The sequence below is a fragment of the Lederbergia citri genome (assembly GCF_018343625.1).
In the GTDB taxonomy this organism is placed as follows: domain Bacteria; phylum Bacillota; class Bacilli; order Bacillales; family Bacillaceae_C; genus Lederbergia; species Lederbergia citri.
Genome location: NZ_JAGYPG010000001.1, coordinates 1,294,826 through 1,313,400 on the forward strand (window position 1 = coordinate 1,294,826; position 18,575 = coordinate 1,313,400).

An 18,575-nucleotide genomic window follows, 5' to 3' on the forward strand; every position below is an offset into this window, starting at 1 on the left:
AATAAGGGACGTTTTTTTCTTTTCTAGGAAATTATAGATTGGAACCTTGTGGAACTTTTATGCAGGTAGTTCCCGTCTAGCTCCAGCGCCTAGCGACTAGCAAACTTTCGGTTTCTTCCTACGATAAGTCAACATCGACTCGCCTTTTATGTCCAGCTACGGGCGCCAACCCCTCGAGGTCAATTAACCTGAGTCAATAAAGTCAAAAAGCGACTTTTTTGACTCAGAACATTTGCTTGTCGGGGCTGATCAGGCGCCTTCCGCTTTTCATGGCTCATCGTGTTTCCTTTATCTCGTCAGAACCCTATAGAGGAACGTCGACTAAAAACCGCCACCTCCTGTGGCGACGTCGACGGACCCACATCCTGTGGGCCTGTATGTCGCTGAACAGGCGCTTGCGCTTTTGTTCTTTAAGATATTTTTAGGTGACCCAATTTAAATAAAAATAGTTCTAATGAAACTTCTCTTCCTGATCCACCAGTTTTTATTTGTTCATCTGTTTGTGCGAGAAAATGAATAATTTTTCCAAGTTCTTTTTCTGTAAAAGAACGTGCTTGTCCAGATGCAAGTTTTACACGAAATGGATGCATTTTGAGTATACTCGCAATCTGCTGTTGCCCATATCCTCGTTTCATAAGCTCTTTTACTTGATAAATGAGTCGGAATTGACTAGCCAAGAGCGCTAAAATTTTTATAGGTTCTTCATTTTGCTTTCGTAAATCATAATAAATTCTAAAAACCTCTTCCATTTTTCTTTGTACTACTTTATCCACTAAATCAAATATATTCTGTTCCAAAGATCTGGAAGTGAGCCTTTCGACAATATCAGCCGTAATCATTTTTGAATCCTCTACATATAAAGACAGTTTTTCCAGTTCTGAATGAATATTCATTAAATCTGTGCCAACTAAGGACAAAAGCAATTCGATTGCCTTTTCATCAATATGTTGACTTTTCGCTTCTATCTGCCCTCTTATCCATATCCGCAATTCACCCTCAGTTAGCTTTTTTGCCTCGATTATTTCAGCATTTTTTTTAAGTAATTTTGTTAACTTTTTTCTCTCATCTAATTTTTCAACATTCCCTGCAAACACTAGTATGGAATAAGGAGCTGGTGTTTCAATATACGCTTCCAGCTTTTTTAAGTTATGTTCTACTTTTTCTTTAGATTTTTCAGTGGTTAAAAATATCGGATTATTTAAAAACACTAATTTTCTTTCTCCAAAAAACGGAAAGGTTTCTGCGTCCTCAATTGCCACTTCTACCGGAGTTTCCTCCATGTCGTATACAGATAAATTAAAATCCATTTCTTCTTCCGTTAACACATTTGTCACTAATTTTTGTTTCGTCTCGTTGATTATAAAGCCTTCAGTTCCATATAATAAATACAGTGGTGAAAACTGTCTTCTTTCTATTTTTTCCCAAGGTTTCATGTCTATGCCCTGCCTTATTCAGTATCTTACTTCTATCGTATGAAAGCTGGGCACATTTGACAAGAGGCAAAGGGGACAATCCACCAAGTGAAAGTTGTCCCCGATCTATAATGAACACTTCAAAATAAGGCCTAGGATACTTACTTTGAAGCGGATAAAATTTTTATTAGCCTCCGGAGTTTCCATAAGCAAAAGTTTCAATTAAGAAACTTGTAATTGTATTTTGGCCTTCTTCATTAAAAGTATGGGTGTCAACTCTTGTCAGCAGTGGTAATGGAATTGTGGATTTTTTTTTGAACTTCGTCTATACTATAGTGGAAATAGGAGGGGTAGTCGTGAATAAATTTGAACAAAATGTCCAATCAAAACGTAATGATGCAGTAGATTCTGGTGTTGGTTTTGGAGTCTCCTTTCTTTTCTTTACAGCTATTTTCGTGATTGGAACAGTAATTGAACTTCTCGGAAAATAAGAAAAAGGCTTGCACCTCGCAAAAAGAAGTTTGTCAAACAAACTTCTTTTTTATTTTTACAGGAATGATTAATTCCTACTTTGTGGGTAACTTACTTAAGAGAATTTCCGCCTAGCGAAACCATCCAGTCACTAAGAACCGCCATGTCCCTTAGTTCAACCCACATCCTGTGTCACTTGTGTTATGATTCTGCCGCTATTGTTCTCATTTTTGTACTTTATATGGTTCATCTTATTTCATAACGGTATGAAAGGTTCCACCTCTTTTTGTAAATAAATAATGTATAGCACCTTGTTCGTCCGTCCGATATATGTAAACTTTGTTTTCCTCCAATATGTCAAGTACTTGTTTATGTGGGTGACCGTAACGATTTTTATATCCAGCGGAAATAATCGCAAAATCTGGTTGTACAAAATGAATAAAATCAAAAGTTGATGATGTTTTACTACCATGATGTCCAACTTTTAAAACATTTGCATTTAACTTCTCATATGCCCGTATGATTTCTTCTTCCCCTTCTTTTTCTACATCACCCATAAAAATCCAGCTCAATCCTCCAAAAATGGCAAATAATACGAGTGAACTATTATTCCCTTCATAATGATCATCAAAAGGAAAAATGAATTGGAATCGCCCTGATTTGTTTTCCCATCCGGTTCCCGCTTTTTCTTCAAAAACGGGAATATCATATTTTCCCGCACTGTTAAGGATTTCCCCCATCAAATCATTTTCCCAAGAATTAGGAGAAATATATATTTCATTAATAATAATTTCCCCAAATAATTCTTTCGCAGCACCGATATGATCGGTATCACTATGAGTAAGAATTAATTTATCAATTTTTCGAATTCCTTTACTTTTTAACACAGGTATTAATATTTGCCTCCCTACTTGAAAAGGCTTTTTGCGTTCCTGCCATTCAGGTTCTGGAAAACTGAGCTGTCCTCCCGTATCAATTAAATATGTGCCGCGGTTATACGGCAGTTTTATTAAGGTGCTATCTCCTTGTCCGATATCGATAAAGATGACTTCCCCTTTTGGTGAATATTGTATTGACGCCATATGGATAAGCATTATTAATGTTAATGGTAAAACAGCAACAATTCTCGTTTTCCGTTTTTCATTTAAAAAGACATACAAATAGGCTCCAATCACCATAAAAATGATACTGTACATACTTGGTTTTCCAGTAACAATCGTCGAAAAATTATTCAAACTTAACATTAAAGCAAACTGTTCCGAATAATAAACGAGGGCAGCAATAAAATCAGCTAAAAAGGCAAAAAGTCTCTCACTAAAAAACTTAATCGTAAATAAACTTAGAATTGATGGTAAAACGACAGCAGTATAAAAAGGAACAAATAAAACGTTGGCGATGATGCCGATTAAAGAAAATTCAAAGAAGTGGAAAGCTAAAATCGGAAAGGAAGCAAGTGTAGAAACAATGGAGATATCCGTCATTTTTCTAATATAGGAATGAGTTTTTTCAAATATTGATTTTGAAGAAACAATTAGGCAAAAAGTGACGCAAAAAGAAAGTTGAAATCCAGCATGATAGATCAAATAGGGATCAATACTTAGAAAAGTAATAAAACTGATAGATAAAGCATCGAGCGTCGTAAAAGGAAGCCTCCATTTTTTTGAGGTTAGTAAAAGCAATGTCATCAGTACAGCTCTTATTACCGGAGGATTAGATCCGCTTATCACTGCATAGATGGGTAGGATGACCATGAGAAGCCAATAAATGGTTTCTTTCGGAATACCAAGACGAAGAAAAATTAAATAAATCAACCCAACAAGAAAAGCGATATGCAACCCGGAAATTGCCAATAAATGAACAACGCCAATTTGTTGATAGGTACGATATGTATCCTCTGCAAATGAAGATCGATCCCCGAAAATCAAGGCGTTCGCATAGGGAATTAGTTGTTCCGGGAAGCTGGATTCCACATATTTTACCCCTACAGCTCGAATGTTTTGCAAAAAAGCTCTAAAGGATGGTTTGGAGTAATAACATTCATTCCATGATAATCTATTCGTTTCAAGTATCCAATGGATATTTTGTCTATACAAATATTGTCCATAGTTAAAGGTAAATTGGTTGCGGTTTCGTTCAGGAATCACTAATTCGCCAGCAATTGGACATATTGTTCCCGCATGAATATTCATTTCTAGCATTAATTTTTCTTCTTCATTTTGAATTGTATAATGGAGGAGGAGCTTTTCATTGGTGGAATTCACGATAGCTTTTAATCGGTTTCCGTCAATTTGAGGAACTTCATGGAAGGTTACATACATGGAAGTACTGCCTTGATCAAACAATGAAGTATTATTTTTTTCATTTATAAAAGCCAAAACCATAGAAAATATAAAGAATGCGGAAAAAAATATTAATAACTTCTTTTCCTTTTCCAAGATAATTCTTATGAACCCAATTAATATAAGAATAAGAGTTAGAGTGTGAAATTCAAAGATCAGCATAACACCAGAGAGTGCAGCAATTGCTGCATAAAACCACTTTCCTGTTACCATCGCAACTCCTTTCTTAAATAATTGGAGGGCTGTATGTACTACAGCCTCTCCAATTTGTCTTTACTCAGCAAATGATAAAAATATCTCTTTGTTAAAAGGGACCTGTTCAACTACAACGCCTGATTGTTCAAATAATTCAATGGCATAAGGATGATTTTTATAATCTTCAGCATAATAAACAGCTTTTATTCCCGCCTGTATTATTGCTTTACAACATTGTAAACAAGGAAAATGCGTAACGTAAATTTCTGCATTTTCGGTCGGAACTCCAAACTTAGCACATTGCAAAATGGCATTCATTTCAGCATGAATTGTCCTTACACAATGATTATCAATGACATAACATCCTTCATCAATGCAATGGACACCTCCGGCAATAGAGCCATTATAACCTCCCGCTATTATTCTTTTATCCCTGACGATTGTGGCTCCCACAGTAAGCCTTGTACATGTACTTCTATAAGATAGTAGATGGCTCTGTGCCATAAAATATTGATGCCAAGATATTCTCTCCATAAAAGTCTCCCTTTTCCGTTTTCTTCAGTTTATCGACATTTGTAGAAAATAGTCAATTACTTAATAGTAATTAAGTCTTGCAGCCTTTCAAAGGTTTTTGCTCCTATCCCCGATATTTTTTGGATATCTTCTACTTGTTTAAAGGGTCCATTCTCTTCTCTATATTCGATAATGGCCGTCGCTTTTGCAGGACCGATTCCTGGCAACGTCTCTAGTTCAACCGAATTCGCTTTATTTATATTAACTTTATCATTTTGTTTTGAGGGAGAAGTATCATTGAAAAAAAGATTTTCAACTTCCTCACCAACCTTAGGAATATAAATGACCATTTCATCGTAAACTTTCTGAGCAAAATTTACTTGTCCTTCATCTGCTTTTTCGACCAATCCCCCAGCTTTCTCGATCATATCGAAAACTCGATCGCTTTCAATCGCTTCATATATTCCAGGAATCTTCACAGCGCCCTTTACATCTACAAAAATTTTAGAAGGATAAGATTGATCCTCTTTTATCGTCTCTATCCCAGGGTTTTTAGCTTCTTCTAATGGAAGATTAGCATTTACAACTACTTGGTTGTCCTTTGGCTGACTTAAAAACAAGAAAGTGGCCAGTCCAACAACAATTGCTCCAACCAATAACGTTTTATATTTCTCTAGCCAAATCAATTTTAAAACCACCTCACAGGAAATGAATATTTTATTTTTGATGGCATACATTTGTTAGGAGAGAAAGGCGAAGGAGGGACAAGAATGAAGGTCGGGCTAATCGGGACTGGAAATATGGGTACTATTCTTTCTGAGGCATTAATTGACGGAAATGCAATATCTCCTTCAGAAGTAATAGTTGTAAACAGGACGAAGGCTAAAGCTGAAATGCTTAAACATAAATATGAAGATATCGTTGTAGCTAATTCCATTGACGAAGTGATTAATAATTCCAACCTCATTTTTCTTTGTGTAAAACCTAGTGATTATTACTCACTTATTCAGGAGAACAAGCAATATTTTAAAAATGACCAGTGTCTCGTTTCCATTACTAGTCCTATTCAAACTACTTGGTTGGAAAAATTATTACCCTGCTCATGTGCAAGAATTATTCCAAGCATAACAAATAGGGCACTTTCTGGAGTCACTCTCACTACTTTCGGAGCATTATGCGATCAAAAATGGCAGAAACAATTGAAGGACATGTTTTCACAAATTTCGGTTCCAATTCAAATAGAAGAGGAAATCACTCGGATTTCTTCTGACATTGTTAGCTGTGGTCCAGCTTTTTTTAGTTATATTACTAGAAAATTTATAGAAGCAGCCGTTTCGGAAACATTAATTGATAAAGAAACTGCTACAAAACTCGCTGAAGAAATGCTCATTGGTCTCGGAGAATTATTGCATAAAGGGTATTATTCTCTTCCTACATTAGAAGAAAAAGTTTGTGTTAAGGGCGGTATTACAGGAGAAGGAATAAAGGTGTTGGAAAAAGAACTTGATGGAGTTTTTGAAAAGGTGCTTCAAGCGACCCATGCAAAATTTAACGAAGAAGTTGAAATATTAAAAAAAGACTTTATAGTATAACCTATTATACTTGTTTCTTTTAAAACTTCAAGTCATCGTGAAAGGACGGCTAAATAATTTAGCCGTCCTTACTCATTCATTTTTTATGCATTATATTTTTGACATGCAAAAAAAACTCTCTCTGATGTTTCAGCAGGGGCCTCCTCCGTAAAATCTGCGGTAACAGATTTAATAGAAAATCCTGTTTCTGTAAGCCAATTAATATATTGGTTTATTGTATATGTACGTTGTTTATGAATTTCATCAAATCGATCGTACTTTCCCGAGTCTTCATCAAATACGAAAAATGTTAGCTCATGCTCTACCGATAAAGGGTATTCACCTGGAAAGCTTGTCCAAATATAAGAAACATCTTCGTCAGCAAGCGAATATGTCTCCTTCATAAATTGTTGGATTTTATTTGGTGAGTGAATATCGAATAAAAATAAACCGTCATCACTTAAATGAGAATACACATGATTGAAAGTCTTTTTTACATCGTCAGGAGTATGTAAATAATTTAAAGAATCACAAAAAATAGAAATAATATCAAAGGTCCCTAGTTCTTCTAATAAAGTCATATCTTGTTGATATAATTGAATCTTAAGCCCTTTCCTCTCTGCTTTTTCCTTGGCGACCATTAACATATCATCGGATATATCGACCCCTGTGACATCAAATCCGGCTTCGGCCAATAAAACGGATAATTCGCCTGTACCACAAGCCAAATCTAATATTCGATCTCCTTCAATAGAATATCTTTTCTTTTCGTTTTTTAAATAATCAAGCCAGTTTGAGTAGGGTACATCCATCATTAAGAAATCATACACATACGCCAATCGTTCATACGTCACGATTCAATTCACCTAAAACATCTTCAAACGGAGCATCTCCCCAAAGCCTCTCCAAATTATAATAACTTCTTTCATCCCGATGGAAGACGTGTGCAATGATATTACCCATATCAATTAACACCCATTTCGCTTCGTCGAAGCCTTCCAGCTTATTTACAAAGAGACCAGTTTTATTCGCTTCATCTTTAATTTCTCTTGCAATCGCTTGAACTTGTTTTTCCGAGTTCCCATGGCAAATTATAAAATAATCGGCAATTAATGATATGCCTTTCATATTTAATACTACTATTTCTTCCGCTCTTTTATCGTCGGCTGCTTTTACTACTGTTTTTAATAATTCTTCTGTTTTCAAACTTTGTTGCCTCCTTTAAATGAAACCTCTGTTTTTTGTTGATTTCGCTAAAACCAACATAACAACAATGTTAGCAATATGCATTATCAATTTTTATTGAGAATAAAAAAATTGTAAGCTTCAAAAGTATCTGGATAAATTGCTGCTTTTTTCTCAACTAGGAACGAAATTGTATTGCTTATTGCTTTATAAACCGCTTGATCTAAATCTATTTTGGCTAACTTTCTCGTTTCAACTACACCCGGAAAATTTCGCCCTGGCTCAATATAATCGGCAAGGTAAATAATTTTTTCTAAAAGACTCATATTCGCTCTACCCGTTGTATGAAATCGAATCGCATTCAAAATATCTTCATTCTCTATTGCAAATTCTTTTTTCAATATATACGCAGCTGCAGGTCCATGCCACAACTCTGGATGATACAGCAGTAATCGTTCATCTTCTTGCGCTGCAATTAGGAAATTTTTCAATTCACTTATTGGCATTAGTTTCGCATAGTCGTGAAAAATCGCAGCGATTTCCGCTTGTTCTTTGTCCGCACCGTATTTTTCTGCTAGCTTTATGGCTGTCTCAACTACTCCAAGTGTGTGTTGAAACCTCGGACCTTTTATCTTACTTTCAACGATTCCCAGTGCTTTTTCACGATCCATACAACTGATTCTCCTCAATATAATTAATAACTCCATAAGGCAAAAGATAATTGATTGTTTCACCATTCTTAGTTCTTTTTCTAATCATGGACGATGATATTTCTATAAACGGCACTTCAATCGGGATAATGGGATAAGAACTTTCAAGCTCGTAATTTGGTCGATTGACCCCAACGAACTTAATCATCTTCATTAATTCATCAACTTGATGCCAGTTAGGCAAATACTCCACCATATCCGCTCCTATAATGAAATAATATTCATTTTCAGGATTCCGTTCCATTAACATTTTCATCGTATCATACGTAAAAGATCTCCCTTTTCGCTCCAACTCTATTTTTTCAATCGAAAAAAAGGGGTTACCTTGGATGGCTAGTTCCAACATTCTTATTCGATCTCTATTCGACGTATGACTCTCTCTTTCTTTGTGCGGAGGCTCCTGATTTGGCATAAATTGTATCTCATCTAATTCTAAACGGTGAAATACTTCATTTGCGATAATTAAATGGCCAAGATGTGGAGGATCGAATGTTCCGCCCAAAATACCTATTTTTTTTCTCATATTGTTCACCATTAAACTGGCAATGTAATTTCTTTATGCTCTCTAGACTCTTTATAAACAACAATTATATTCCCGATAATTTGAACAAGCTCTGCTTTTGTGCCTTCCACAATTTCATTCGCTACTGTTTCTTTGTCTTCATCACAATTTTGAAGAATACTTACTTTAAGTAGTTCTCTCTTTTCCAATGCCTCATCTATTTGCTTAATCATATTCTCATTTACTCCGCCTTTCCCAACTTGAAAAATCGGATTAATATGATGTGCTAATGATCTTAAATATCGTTTTTGCTTTCCTGTCAGCATGTCTTACCTCCTAATTGTTTCTTCACTATTTCTGTCATTCTGTTTACATCCGGCGTTTGCCCGGTCCATTTTTCAAAAGCAAGTGCTCCTTGATACACGAACATCCCAATACCATTTTGCGTATTTGCACCTTTTTCTTTAGCCTCTTTCAAAAGGGCTGTTTCATACGGATTATAGATGATATCAGAAACAAATGCATCCTCACATAAATTCTCCACTGACAATGGACTCTCTGTAATATTCGGGTACATTCCTATTGATGTAGTTTGTATGATAAGGTGATATCTATTTATTTTTTCCTCTGCCTCTTTAAGAGAAATAGCATGAGAATTTCCTTCAAATGGGCAATCAATGATTAATTGGCTTGCATTATGAACAGAACGGTTTGCTATATCAATATTTTTCATTCCTCTTAATAATAATGTATAGAAAATGGCTTTTGCAGCCCCTCCAGCACCAATAATTAAGGCTCGATCCTCCGTGAAATCTTCTTTCCAATCTGCCTGAAGTGCTTTTATATAGCCCAATCCGTCTGTGTTATATCCATGGAATTCATTATTGATTCTAACGACTGTATTAACTGCCCCTATTGCCTTTGCCAGTGGATCAATATAATCCAAAAATGGCATAATCGTTGTTTTGTGGGGGCTTGTAACATTAAATCCTTCAACCCCTATAGATTTCATACCCTTTATAGCATCTTGTAAATCTCTAGCTAAAATATGAAAGGGGTGATAATGTGCGTCAATTCCTAATTTATTGAATTCCTGATTTTGCATGACTGGTGACATTGATTGAACAATAGGATCGCCAATAACACCGTATAATTTAATCAAACCAATTCCCCCATACTCCAGCTTTATTTAGTTTTGTGTATCGAGTATGCTGTTTTCCCTAGGATGCATACCACCATACAGAACGGAACTTATTTTTTGAAAAGAAAAACGAGCAAGTATCTCTTCCCATTTAACGGATCACCATCAACAAGCCTTTACAAGGCTTTTAAATCAGTGATTTTCTTATCATTACACTTACACCTTTTGGAACATATGCAGCAATCTTTGCGCCTGGGTCATTAACTGTAACCCATCCTAAACCAGAGAAAACAACATCCGTTTTTCCTTCTTTAATCATAAATTCTTGCCTTACAAGTTCAGGAAATTGTTCAAGGTCATCCTTTCGTGGAGGATGCAGAATTTCTCCAACATGATTTTGATATAAGGTATCGGCATTTTCCAATTTTGTTCGATGAATCATTAAGTCATTTGATAAATAACACGTAAAGGAGCGACGCCCACCTTTTAAATAATCAAATCTAGCTAATCCACCAAAAAATAAGGTTTGTCCTTCATTCAATTGAAAGACCCTTGGTTTAATTTCTTTCTTCGGCGTAATGATTTTCAAATCACTCTTTTGAACAAAATGGGCCATTTGATGATGATTAATGATTCCCGGTGTGTCTATAAGCGCCTTGCCGTCATCTAGTGGAATTTCAATGATATCCAATGTAGTTCCTGGAAAATGTGAGGTAGTTATCACATCTTGTCCACCCGCAACCTCTTTAATAATCCTATTAATAAAGGTTGATTTCCCTACATTCGTACATCCTACAATATAAACATTTTTACCATTTCGGTAATATTCAATCTGTTCAAGAGCATCTCTAATATGACTTCCTTTTGTCGCACTGACAAGAAGGACATCAATTGGCTTCAAACCAAGCTCCTTAGCCTGACTTTTCATCCACCCAATCAGTTTATTTCGTTTAGCTGATTTTGGCAGCAGATCCACTTTATTTCCAATGAGCAATATTGGGTTTTTCCCAACAAAGCGATGAAGTCCAGGCAGCCAGCTGCCATTAAAATCAAAAATATCGATGATTTTAACAATTAAACTATCTGTAGATCCGAGTTTATTTAATATATTTAAAAAATCCTGATCTGTCAGAGAGACGTCCTGCACTTCATTATAGTGCTTCAAGCGAAAGCATCTTTGACAAATAATTTCTTCTTTTTCTAACGACGATGGAGGTGCATAGCCAATTTCCTCTGGATGTTCGGACTGTATCACTACACCGCAGCCAATACAGCTAATATTATCTTTACTCACTGATCTTCCTCCCAATCAATTAACCCTTTTCGTTTAAAATTAGCCATGATCCTACGTTCGATCATACGATTAAAGCGAGTGAAAAATCCGTCCGAACTTGCTACTGGAATGACGAGAATTGTATAAAAACCTGCTCGATTTCCCCCTAACACGTCCGTTAATAATTGATCGCCAATTATAACCGTTTCATCTTTCGTTGTTTCCATCATTTGCACTGCTTTTCGAAACGCAAAACCAAGCGGCTTTCTCGCCTTATAAATAAATGGAATGCGCAAAGGATCGGAAAATATTCTTACTCTTTGTTCATTATTATTGGACACAATTGTAACTTTAATGTTATTGCGTTTCAATTCCTCCAACCAATTGATTAACATTGGAGTGGCATTTGGACGATCCCATTCCACTAGAGTATTATCCAGATCTGTAATAATTCCTTTAATGCCTTTTGCTTTTAAATCTTCAGCCTTTATATGATAAATACTTTTAACATATTCACTTGGCAAAAACTTTTTCAACAATCTTCTACACCTCATTACTTGTTCTGTCAGCTAAACATATCTTATCTAATTTTTGTCATAATCGCATCTTTTTTTCATATTGGGAAAGTGTTTTCTCTTTTAATATTGACTATTTTCAAAAGAGTTTTCGACAATAATCTACTTTTCACAAAACTGTGGATAAGTTTATACACAAAATAAGAAGTAATTTGACAACCTTTATAATATTTACCAACAATTTACCCACAAGTTATCCACTTTCATCTGTGGATAAAGGAACGCTTGTTCCATACAGTTTAACATGATAAAGTGGGGTTAATAAAAGGGATTAACGTAACAATCTATTCGATCATAATCCTTTTTAGAACAAAATATTTAATTGTTGGAGGTGAAGCTGATGAAAAAGTTATCTGATGAACTTTTACTCGAATCATATTATAAGGCTAAGAATCTCAAGCTAGGCTCTGATTTTATTCAGCTTATTGAATCTGAACTTCACCGGCGATTGTTAGTAAAAAAAACTTCTTAATAAAAAAATAATCTATGGTCATCAAAAAACGCAAGCGACTGTTCACGAAGTACACACCAGGAAGAAGCGGGTCCTCCTTCTAATCTTAGAGATGTGCCCAAGCTTAGTCAGCGTTCCACTTTAGGATTCTGACGACTACTGGCTGCTTGCGATAGAGAGTTACTATCATCTAGAAAGATTCCATTTTGTAATTTCCTAAGCAATGAAAATAGCGCCAGATTGACGGGCGCTTTTTGTTTTTCATATATTTAACTTCCCTAAAGCTTGTCCTACTTTAATTTCGCTAGGCACTGTAATATCCTCATTTAATTTAAAAGAATTTTTTTCAAATAGGAGAACGACAGTAGAGCCGAATGAAAAGTAAGCCACCTCTTCACCCTTTTTCCATTTTTGACCTTGATTAATAATTTCTACTGAATTAATAAACATTGCTCCAACTTTTACCATAGCCATTAATTTTCCATTATGGTCTAATTCAGAAACAGTACGGAAGTTTTTGCTCAACGTTGAGTTACCATATTTTAATCCTAACCGATTGACAGGGTATGATCTAGATCCAAGTGAATACCGATCCACTATTTTTGCATCGATTGGACTATGAATACGATGATAATGGGCCGGGCTTAAATAAAGAATCATATATGTGCCTTCAGAATATTTAGCTGAACGTTCATTTCCACCTAACATTTCAGATATGGAATAAACTTTATTTTTTACGATAATTGTGCTATTCCCCTCAATTTTCCCGATATCTTCCAATACCCCATCTACTGGACTTACGATAGAATCAGGATTTTCATCGATAAGCCTAACTGTATCTTTTAATTTCCTAGTAAAAAAATGATGCAAATTTTCATAGCTATTAATATCTTCAAGCATTTCTTCCAGATTAATACGATAATGCCTTGCGTACGACTTAATAAGATACTTGCTGAACTTTGAATGTGTAAGTTTTTTTATTAGACCCGCGGAGAAAGGTCCGTTTGTTAACTCGATTAGAGATTGGTAAATCTTTTGCTTCAATTCATTTTCCCCCTGGCTAAAAAATTCTTAACTTTTATGTCTAAAAGGAATATAATTTAGTATGATTAGATACAAGATAAAGGAAGGAGGAATAAAAGTGTTCCTTGTCGATGCCTTTGATCAAACAATTCGAAAATTAAAAGCACAAACGGCTAACGTCCTTACCTTGGCCAATCTTGGTTTAGGCGGATGCGCTATCCTTGTAGGAATCAATGGCCAACTGCATCTAAGTCTTCTACTTATTTTTATTGCTGCACTTGCTGATCGATTCGATGGTATCGTTGCACGTAAGCTGCAAATCGAATCAGATCTGGGAAAACAGCTTGACTCGATGAGTGATATTATCTCGTTTGGAGTTGCTCCCGCTTTGTTATTATACCAAGGAATTCTTAATTTGTTTGGTTTTCCAGGTATATTTCTAACTGTTTTTTTTATCAGCTGTGGCGCTTTCCGTCTTGCCAGATTTAATATCACTGAAAATAATGGATATTTTATGGGACTTCCGATTACTTCTGCCGGTTGCTTATTAACACTTAGTTATTTAGCTATCCCATATTTCCCACCGAACTCATTTTTATTTATTATTTTTATCCTATCTATTTTAATGATCAGTACTTTTACATTTAAGAAAATCTAAATTAACAGCCATCCTCTTATTTAAGAAGATGGCTGTTTTGATTATTTATTCCTTTGTCTTTTTTAATTTTTCCTTTTCAGCACGATAAAATTCATGAAACATTTTCATTAACGCTCTTTTTTCAATACGAGAAACATAACTTCTTGAAATTCCTAATTCTTTTGCTATTTCTCGCTGTGTCCTTTCTTTTTCCAAATTGAGGCCAAATCTTCCTATAATGACTTCTTTTTCTCGATCATCTAGCACATCAATATATTCCTTCACTCTTTCCAATTCCATATTCAACTGTATCGTATCAAATATATCTTCTGCCTCCGATTTTAATACGTCAATTAGAGATATTTCGTTACCTTCTTTATCATGACCAATTGGATCATGGAGTGATACGTCTTTCTTCGTTTTTTTCAATGCCCTTAAATGCATCAGTATTTCGTTTTCTATACATCTGGCAGCATACGTGGCAAGCTTAGTACCTTTGCCAAACGAATAGCTTTCAATTGCTTTGATGAGGCCAATAGTTCCAATAGAGATTAAGTCTTCTGAATCCTCCCCAGTGTTTTCAAACTTTTTAACGATATGGGCAACAAGCCGCAAATTATGTTCTATGAGGAGATTACGGGCTTGTTCGTCTCCCTCCGCCATTTTCTTTAAATTTAGTTGTTCCTCTTCTGGTGAAAGAGGATGCGGAAAAGCGTTATTCTTAACATATGATACAAGAAAAACCAATTCCTTAATAACATAGCCAATTGCCGTTAGGATCCCGGACAAATCCTCACCTCCAACATCTATTCAACTTACGTATTCAATTATATGAACAGATTGGGCAACATTTGCTTGTCTTTCTGAAATAACAACTTTTCCCTTATCAAACGAAAAAGAAATTAAGAATTCGGCTTAAAAAACAACAAATTATATAAAAAAACTCTATAATAAAATATATGGATAAAGGAGGAGATTGAATTTGTCAACATCCACATATGATTTAACATGGGACTTAGATGTCTTTTTTGAAGGTGGAAGTAATTCCCACCAATTTATGGAACATTTGGACAAGATTAAAACGGAATTGAACACATTTGAGCAAGAAGTTGAATCTTGGGAAATTCCTACTGATGCAAAAAATTCTTCATTGAGTGTTTTACTAGAAAAACTTCAGCAAGTTTCACAAAATATTAGGCAAGCTGGAGCTTTCGTAAGTTGTCTTCAAGCTCAAAATACGAAAGATACGAGAGCAAATGAACTTAGAGGAATGGTAACTACTTTAAGTTCGAAGTTTAGTACCACTTTAACGAATTTTGATGAAAAGTTATCAAAAATTGACGAGGAAACTTGGAATGGTCTTTTAAATCAAGATTCACTACAAGTATTATCATATGTGCTTAATGAGCGACGCAGAAAAGCCGCCGAAAAATTACCGAAAGAACAAGAAGCAATTATAAATGCGTTAAGCATTGACGGTTACCATGGATGGGGAGAAATGTATGATACGATTGTTAGTCATGTAAAAATCCCTTTTGAAGAAAACGGACAAAAAGTAGAGTTATCTGTAGGGCAGGCTTCTAATAAATTTTCCAATCCAGATCCACATGTTAGAAGAAAAGTTTTTGAAGAATGGGAAAAGGCTTGGGATGAGCAATCTGACCTTTTAGCAAGCACTTTGAATCATCTTTCTGGATTCCGTTTATCTGTTTATAAACAAAGAGGCTGGGATCATATTTTAAAAGAGGCTCTCACTTACAACAGAATGAAAAAAGAAACATTGGATGTAATGTGGGAAGTCATTTCCGATCTTAAGCAACCATTTGCAGACTTTTTACAAAGGAAAGCTGAACTTCTCGGAGTCGATAAATTAAGCTGGTGTGATCTCGATGCTCCGGTAGGTGAAGTGAATACTACATATAGTTATCAAGGAGGTGCAGAATTCATTTTAAAGCACTTTGAAAACTTTGGTGAAGAATTAACAGCATTCACAAAAAAGGCATTTGAGGATCGCTGGATCGAAGCTGAAGATCGTCCTGGTAAACAACCAGGTGGATTTTGTACATCGTTCCCTGTGAATGAACAATCAAGGATTTTTATGACCTATTCCGGAACACCATCAAATGTGTCAACGCTTGCCCACGAATTAGGACATGCATTTCATTCATATGCTATGAAAGACACTCATCCGTTAAATAGAAGCTATGCAATGAATGTCGCTGAAACTGCTTCTACATTTGCAGAAATGATCGTGTCGGATGCTGCTGTAAATAATGCGGAAAATGATGATGTTAAACTTGCTTTATTAGAAGATAAAATACAACGCTCTGTAGCATTACTTATGAATATTCATGCTAGATTCTTATTCGAAACACGTTTTTACGAAGAACGTAAAAATGGTTTAGTGAACAAAAAACGTTTAAATGAGTTAATGGAAGAAGCGCAAAAAGAAGCATATCTTGATTCCTTGAAAGAATATCACCCATTATTCTGGGGATCGAAGCTCCATTTCTTTATTACAGGAGTACCTTTTTATAACTTCCCTTACACTTTCGGATTTTTATTTTCTTTAGGCATATATGCACAAGCCGTCAAAGAGGGAAAAGGGTACGAGCAAAAATATATGGCTATGCTTGAAGATACAGGTTCAATGATGGTTGAAGAGCTTGCAATGAAACACCTTGGAATCGACTTAACGAAGCGGGAATTTTGGGAAGAGGGCGTTAAGCTCTGTATAAAAGATGTGGAAGAATTTATGGAAATGACGAAAAATAAATAAGTATTAGAAAAGCGCAAGGCGCCCGTCCAGCGACGTACAAACTTTTTAAGCTTCTGACGAGATAAAGGAAACACGGCGAGGAACGAGCCGATGTTGACTTATCGTAGGAAGAAGCTGAAAGTTTGCTAGTCGCTGGGCGCCTGGAGCTAGACAGGACGGACACCCATTCCATTATATTTCTAAGTAAAAATTTATGCTTTCTTTAAAAAGAAAGAAGGACTCTTCATTGAAGAGTCCTCAGATTGTAGACAAAAGGCATTTCGAATGGAAACATTCGAAGTGCCTATTGTGTTTTTTTTGGTTTTTAAGGATATAGATGCCTCGAAGAGGTATTTTCTTAGGCCACTTCTGGACCTTGCCATGTCCAGCTGGCCATCTTTTTCAGATTCATGGCAGCAAAAGTAAGCATCGCTTGCATGGACAATTTTTTAAGACCCCGTAGGGTTGTCCAACGCATACCATGCTTTTCTTTTCCATCGGCGAATACACGCTCGATGGTTTCTTTTCTTCTTGCGTAGATTGCCTTGATGTCGTCTTGATGACGAAGATGTTCCGCTTCCTCAACAGCATCTTGCCACACGTGCCTTTGGATCACCTTCTGGTGATTCTGGCTCAAAGTACATTGTGAAAGTAAGGAACAATCCTTACAGATGGAGGGAATGGACTTATACTGACGATATCCTTCCTTCGTAGTGGTGACATACTCTAACAACTGCCCGTCTGGGCAGATATAGCAATCATAGTACTCGTCATAGACATACTGGTGCTTTTTCAGGAATCCCTCTTTTGTGTGGGGACGAGTGTACGGTAATACTGGCTTGATATCATTACCTAACAGATACTGTGCAATAGCAGGGGTTTTATAGGCAGCGTCAGCAGCAACGGCTTCAGGCTTTCCAACTTTCTCAATTACTTTCTCTACCAAAGGCTCAAGGATATGACTGTCATGAGTATTTCCAGGCGTGACAATAGCACCAAGGACAAAACCGTTCCTGTCAGCTGCGGCGTGGTAAGAATAGGCGAACTGTTTCGTACGTTCATCCTTCACATAGTAACCACTCTCCGGATCCGTTGTACTTTCTTTGATTTCCTTGTACTCTTCTTTTTCGAACTTGTCCGGAGGAAAAGGTTTTTTACCATGGTCCTCACGGTCCTGATTGATCTCTTCATTCAGTCTTTCCTGATAAGCACGCGTCTCTTTCCGTACAACTTTCTTGGCAAACTTCCTTTTGTTCGCGCTTGCCTTTACATGAGTGGAATCAACGAATACGTGCTCAGCACTAATCAATCCTTTGGTGGCAGCTTCTTTCAGGATTTTGTAAAAAATCTGTTCAAAGAGTTCACTGTCTTTGAAACGTCGCTCATAATTCTTCCCGAATGTCGAGAAGTGAGGGACCTTATCATAGAAACCAAAGCCCAGAAACCAACGGTAGGCCATATTTGTTTCGATCTCCTCAATGGTTTTGCGCATTGAACGGATGCCAAATAGGTATTGGATAAATGTCATTTTAATCAAAACGACCGGGTCAATACTTGGGCGACCGACTTCTGAATACATACCTTCCACAAGTGGATAAATAAATGAAAAATCAATCGCCGCCTCTATCTTGCGAACCAGATGGTTCGCTGGTACAAGTTGGTCAAGAGCGATCATTTCGATTTGGTCCCGTTGGATTGATTTATTCTTAGTCAGCATTTTTATCACCTCAAGTATTGGTATATCTATAATTTTATAAAAAAATAGACTGTAGGCAAACCCGACTTTCGTCGAGTTTGTCTACAGTCTGAAAGAACCCAT

Annotated in this window: 20 protein-coding genes; 5 read left to right on the plus strand and 15 right to left on the minus strand. The window is 36.1% G+C overall.

Features of this window, described 5'->3' with window-relative positions; translation table 11 throughout:
- Positions 1–410: 410 nt before the first annotated feature.
- Complete coding sequence (gene holA / locus KHA97_RS06610) at positions 411–1,433, minus strand: DNA polymerase III subunit delta (protein WP_213123904.1); 1,023 nt, start codon at positions 1,431–1,433, stop codon at positions 411–413.
- A gap of 335 nt (positions 1,434–1,768) precedes the next feature.
- On the opposite strand from holA, the gene KHA97_RS06615 reads away from it, so the two are divergent.
- Positions 1,769–1,903, plus strand: coding sequence for a YqzM family protein (locus KHA97_RS06615; RefSeq protein ID WP_213123905.1), 135 nt, complete (start codon positions 1,769–1,771; stop codon positions 1,901–1,903).
- Between the two features lie 231 nt (positions 1,904–2,134).
- Here the strand turns inward: KHA97_RS06615 and KHA97_RS06620 are convergent, their stop codons facing one another.
- The 3 genes from KHA97_RS06620 to KHA97_RS06630 are packed head-to-tail and all read right to left on the minus strand — an operon-like array spanning position 2,135 to position 5,616.
- Positions 2,135–4,435, minus strand: coding sequence for a DNA internalization-related competence protein ComEC/Rec2 (locus tag KHA97_RS06620; RefSeq protein WP_213123906.1), 2,301 nt, complete (start codon positions 4,433–4,435; stop codon positions 2,135–2,137).
- Positions 4,436–4,495: 60 nt separating this feature from the next.
- Positions 4,496–4,951: a ComE operon protein 2 gene (locus KHA97_RS06625; protein WP_213123907.1), complete on the minus strand. Its 456-nt coding sequence runs from the start codon at positions 4,949–4,951 to the stop codon at positions 4,496–4,498.
- A 56-nt stretch (positions 4,952–5,007) separates the two neighbouring features.
- Positions 5,008–5,616 carry a helix-hairpin-helix domain-containing protein gene (locus tag KHA97_RS06630; protein ID WP_233713319.1) on the minus strand — a complete coding sequence of 203 codons (609 nt, stop codon included), beginning with the start codon at positions 5,614–5,616 and terminating at the stop codon, positions 5,008–5,010.
- A gap of 84 nt (positions 5,617–5,700) precedes the next feature.
- Here KHA97_RS06630 and comER point away from each other — a divergent pair, with 84 nt between their 5' ends.
- Positions 5,701–6,522: a late competence protein ComER gene (comER, locus tag KHA97_RS06635; protein WP_213123909.1), complete on the plus strand. Its 822-nt coding sequence runs from the start codon at positions 5,701–5,703 to the stop codon at positions 6,520–6,522.
- Between the two features lie 83 nt (positions 6,523–6,605).
- Here the strand turns inward: comER and KHA97_RS06640 are convergent, their stop codons facing one another.
- The 8 genes from KHA97_RS06640 to KHA97_RS06675 all read right to left on the minus strand — a co-directional run bounded on the left by KHA97_RS06640 (position 6,606) and on the right by KHA97_RS06675 (position 11,851).
- A complete protein-coding gene (locus tag KHA97_RS06640) occupies positions 6,606–7,355 on the minus strand; it encodes a class I SAM-dependent DNA methyltransferase (protein WP_213123910.1) in 750 nt (249 codons plus the stop codon).
- The gene (rsfS, locus tag KHA97_RS06645) at positions 7,345–7,707 is read right to left on the minus strand and encodes a ribosome silencing factor (RefSeq protein ID WP_213123911.1); all 363 of its coding nucleotides are present in this window, start codon (positions 7,705–7,707) and stop codon (positions 7,345–7,347) included. The genes KHA97_RS06640 and rsfS overlap by 11 nt, the downstream gene beginning before the upstream one ends.
- A gap of 86 nt (positions 7,708–7,793) precedes the next feature.
- Positions 7,794–8,357 carry a bis(5'-nucleosyl)-tetraphosphatase (symmetrical) YqeK gene (yqeK, locus tag KHA97_RS06650; protein ID WP_213123912.1) on the minus strand — a complete coding sequence of 188 codons (564 nt, stop codon included), beginning with the start codon at positions 8,355–8,357 and terminating at the stop codon, positions 7,794–7,796.
- Entirely contained in the window at positions 8,347–8,919 is a 573-nt protein-coding gene (locus KHA97_RS06655; RefSeq protein WP_213123913.1) for a nicotinate-nucleotide adenylyltransferase, read from the minus strand. Before KHA97_RS06655 ends, yqeK begins: the two co-directional genes overlap by 11 nt.
- An 11-nt stretch (positions 8,920–8,930) precedes the next feature.
- The gene (gene yhbY, locus KHA97_RS06660) at positions 8,931–9,224 is read right to left on the minus strand and encodes a ribosome assembly RNA-binding protein YhbY (RefSeq protein WP_213123914.1); all 294 of its coding nucleotides are present in this window, start codon (positions 9,222–9,224) and stop codon (positions 8,931–8,933) included.
- Positions 9,218–10,060, minus strand: a complete 843-nt coding sequence (gene aroE, locus KHA97_RS06665; RefSeq protein ID WP_213123915.1) for a shikimate dehydrogenase — start codon at positions 10,058–10,060, stop codon at positions 9,218–9,220. The genes yhbY and aroE overlap by 7 nt, the downstream gene beginning before the upstream one ends.
- Positions 10,061–10,226: 166 nt before the next feature.
- The gene (gene yqeH, locus KHA97_RS06670; RefSeq protein ID WP_213123916.1) at positions 10,227–11,333 is read right to left on the minus strand and encodes a ribosome biogenesis GTPase YqeH; all 1,107 of its coding nucleotides are present in this window, start codon (positions 11,331–11,333) and stop codon (positions 10,227–10,229) included.
- On the minus strand, positions 11,330–11,851 hold the full coding sequence (locus KHA97_RS06675; RefSeq protein ID WP_213123917.1) for a YqeG family HAD IIIA-type phosphatase: 522 nt from the start codon (positions 11,849–11,851) through the stop codon (positions 11,330–11,332). The genes yqeH and KHA97_RS06675 overlap by 4 nt, the downstream gene beginning before the upstream one ends.
- A 376-nt stretch (positions 11,852–12,227) precedes the next feature.
- Between KHA97_RS06675 and sda the strand changes: the two genes are divergently transcribed.
- Positions 12,228–12,359, plus strand: a complete 132-nt coding sequence (gene sda / locus KHA97_RS06680; protein WP_213123918.1) for a sporulation histidine kinase inhibitor Sda — start codon at positions 12,228–12,230, stop codon at positions 12,357–12,359.
- 240 nt (positions 12,360–12,599) lie between these two features.
- Here sda and KHA97_RS06685 read toward each other — a convergent pair whose 3' ends face one another.
- Positions 12,600–13,382, minus strand: coding sequence for a phosphatidylserine decarboxylase (locus KHA97_RS06685; RefSeq protein ID WP_213123919.1), 783 nt, complete (start codon positions 13,380–13,382; stop codon positions 12,600–12,602).
- Between the two features lie 97 nt (positions 13,383–13,479).
- Between KHA97_RS06685 and pssA the strand changes: the two genes are divergently transcribed.
- Entirely contained in the window at positions 13,480–14,019 is a 540-nt protein-coding gene (pssA, locus tag KHA97_RS06690; RefSeq protein WP_213123920.1) for a CDP-diacylglycerol--serine O-phosphatidyltransferase, read from the plus strand.
- Between the two features lie 45 nt (positions 14,020–14,064).
- Here pssA and sigK read toward each other — a convergent pair whose 3' ends face one another.
- Complete coding sequence (gene sigK / locus KHA97_RS06695; protein WP_213123921.1) at positions 14,065–14,787, minus strand: RNA polymerase sporulation sigma factor SigK; 723 nt, start codon at positions 14,785–14,787, stop codon at positions 14,065–14,067.
- A 193-nt stretch (positions 14,788–14,980) separates the two neighbouring features.
- Between sigK and KHA97_RS06700 the strand changes: the two genes are divergently transcribed.
- Positions 14,981–16,777 (plus strand): M3 family oligoendopeptidase, encoded by a 1,797-nt coding sequence (locus KHA97_RS06700; RefSeq protein ID WP_213123922.1) that lies wholly within the window; start codon positions 14,981–14,983, stop codon positions 16,775–16,777.
- Positions 16,778–17,114: 337 nt separating this feature from the next.
- Here the strand turns inward: KHA97_RS06700 and KHA97_RS06705 are convergent, their stop codons facing one another.
- A complete protein-coding gene (locus KHA97_RS06705) occupies positions 17,115–18,473 on the minus strand; it encodes an IS1182 family transposase (RefSeq protein WP_213123618.1) in 1,359 nt (452 codons plus the stop codon).
- Positions 18,474–18,575 lie beyond the last annotated feature (102 nt).

Bases quoted from the DNA above. Each gene is read 5' to 3' on its own strand.
- holA (WP_213123904.1), bottom strand. From the start codon at position 1,433: ATGAAACCTTGGGAAAAAATAGAAAGAAGACAGTTTTCACCACTGTAT.
- comER (WP_213123909.1), top strand. From the start codon at position 5,701: ATGAAGGTCGGGCTAATCGGGACTGGAAATATGGGTACTATTCTTTCT.
- KHA97_RS06705 (WP_213123618.1), bottom strand. From the start codon at position 18,473: ATGCTGACTAAGAATAAATCAATCCAACGGGACCAAATCGAAATGATC.
- yhbY (WP_213123914.1), bottom strand. From the start codon at position 9,224: ATGCTGACAGGAAAGCAAAAACGATATTTAAGATCATTAGCACATCAT.
- yqeK (WP_213123912.1), bottom strand. From the start codon at position 8,357: ATGGATCGTGAAAAAGCACTGGGAATCGTTGAAAGTAAGATAAAAGGT.
- KHA97_RS06620 (WP_213123906.1), bottom strand. From the start codon at position 4,435: ATGGTAACAGGAAAGTGGTTTTATGCAGCAATTGCTGCACTCTCTGGT.
- KHA97_RS06625 (WP_213123907.1), bottom strand. From the start codon at position 4,951: ATGGAGAGAATATCTTGGCATCAATATTTTATGGCACAGAGCCATCTA.
- sda (WP_213123918.1), top strand. From the start codon at position 12,228: ATGAAAAAGTTATCTGATGAACTTTTACTCGAATCATATTATAAGGCT.
- KHA97_RS06655 (WP_213123913.1), bottom strand. From the start codon at position 8,919: ATGAGAAAAAAAATAGGTATTTTGGGCGGAACATTCGATCCTCCACAT.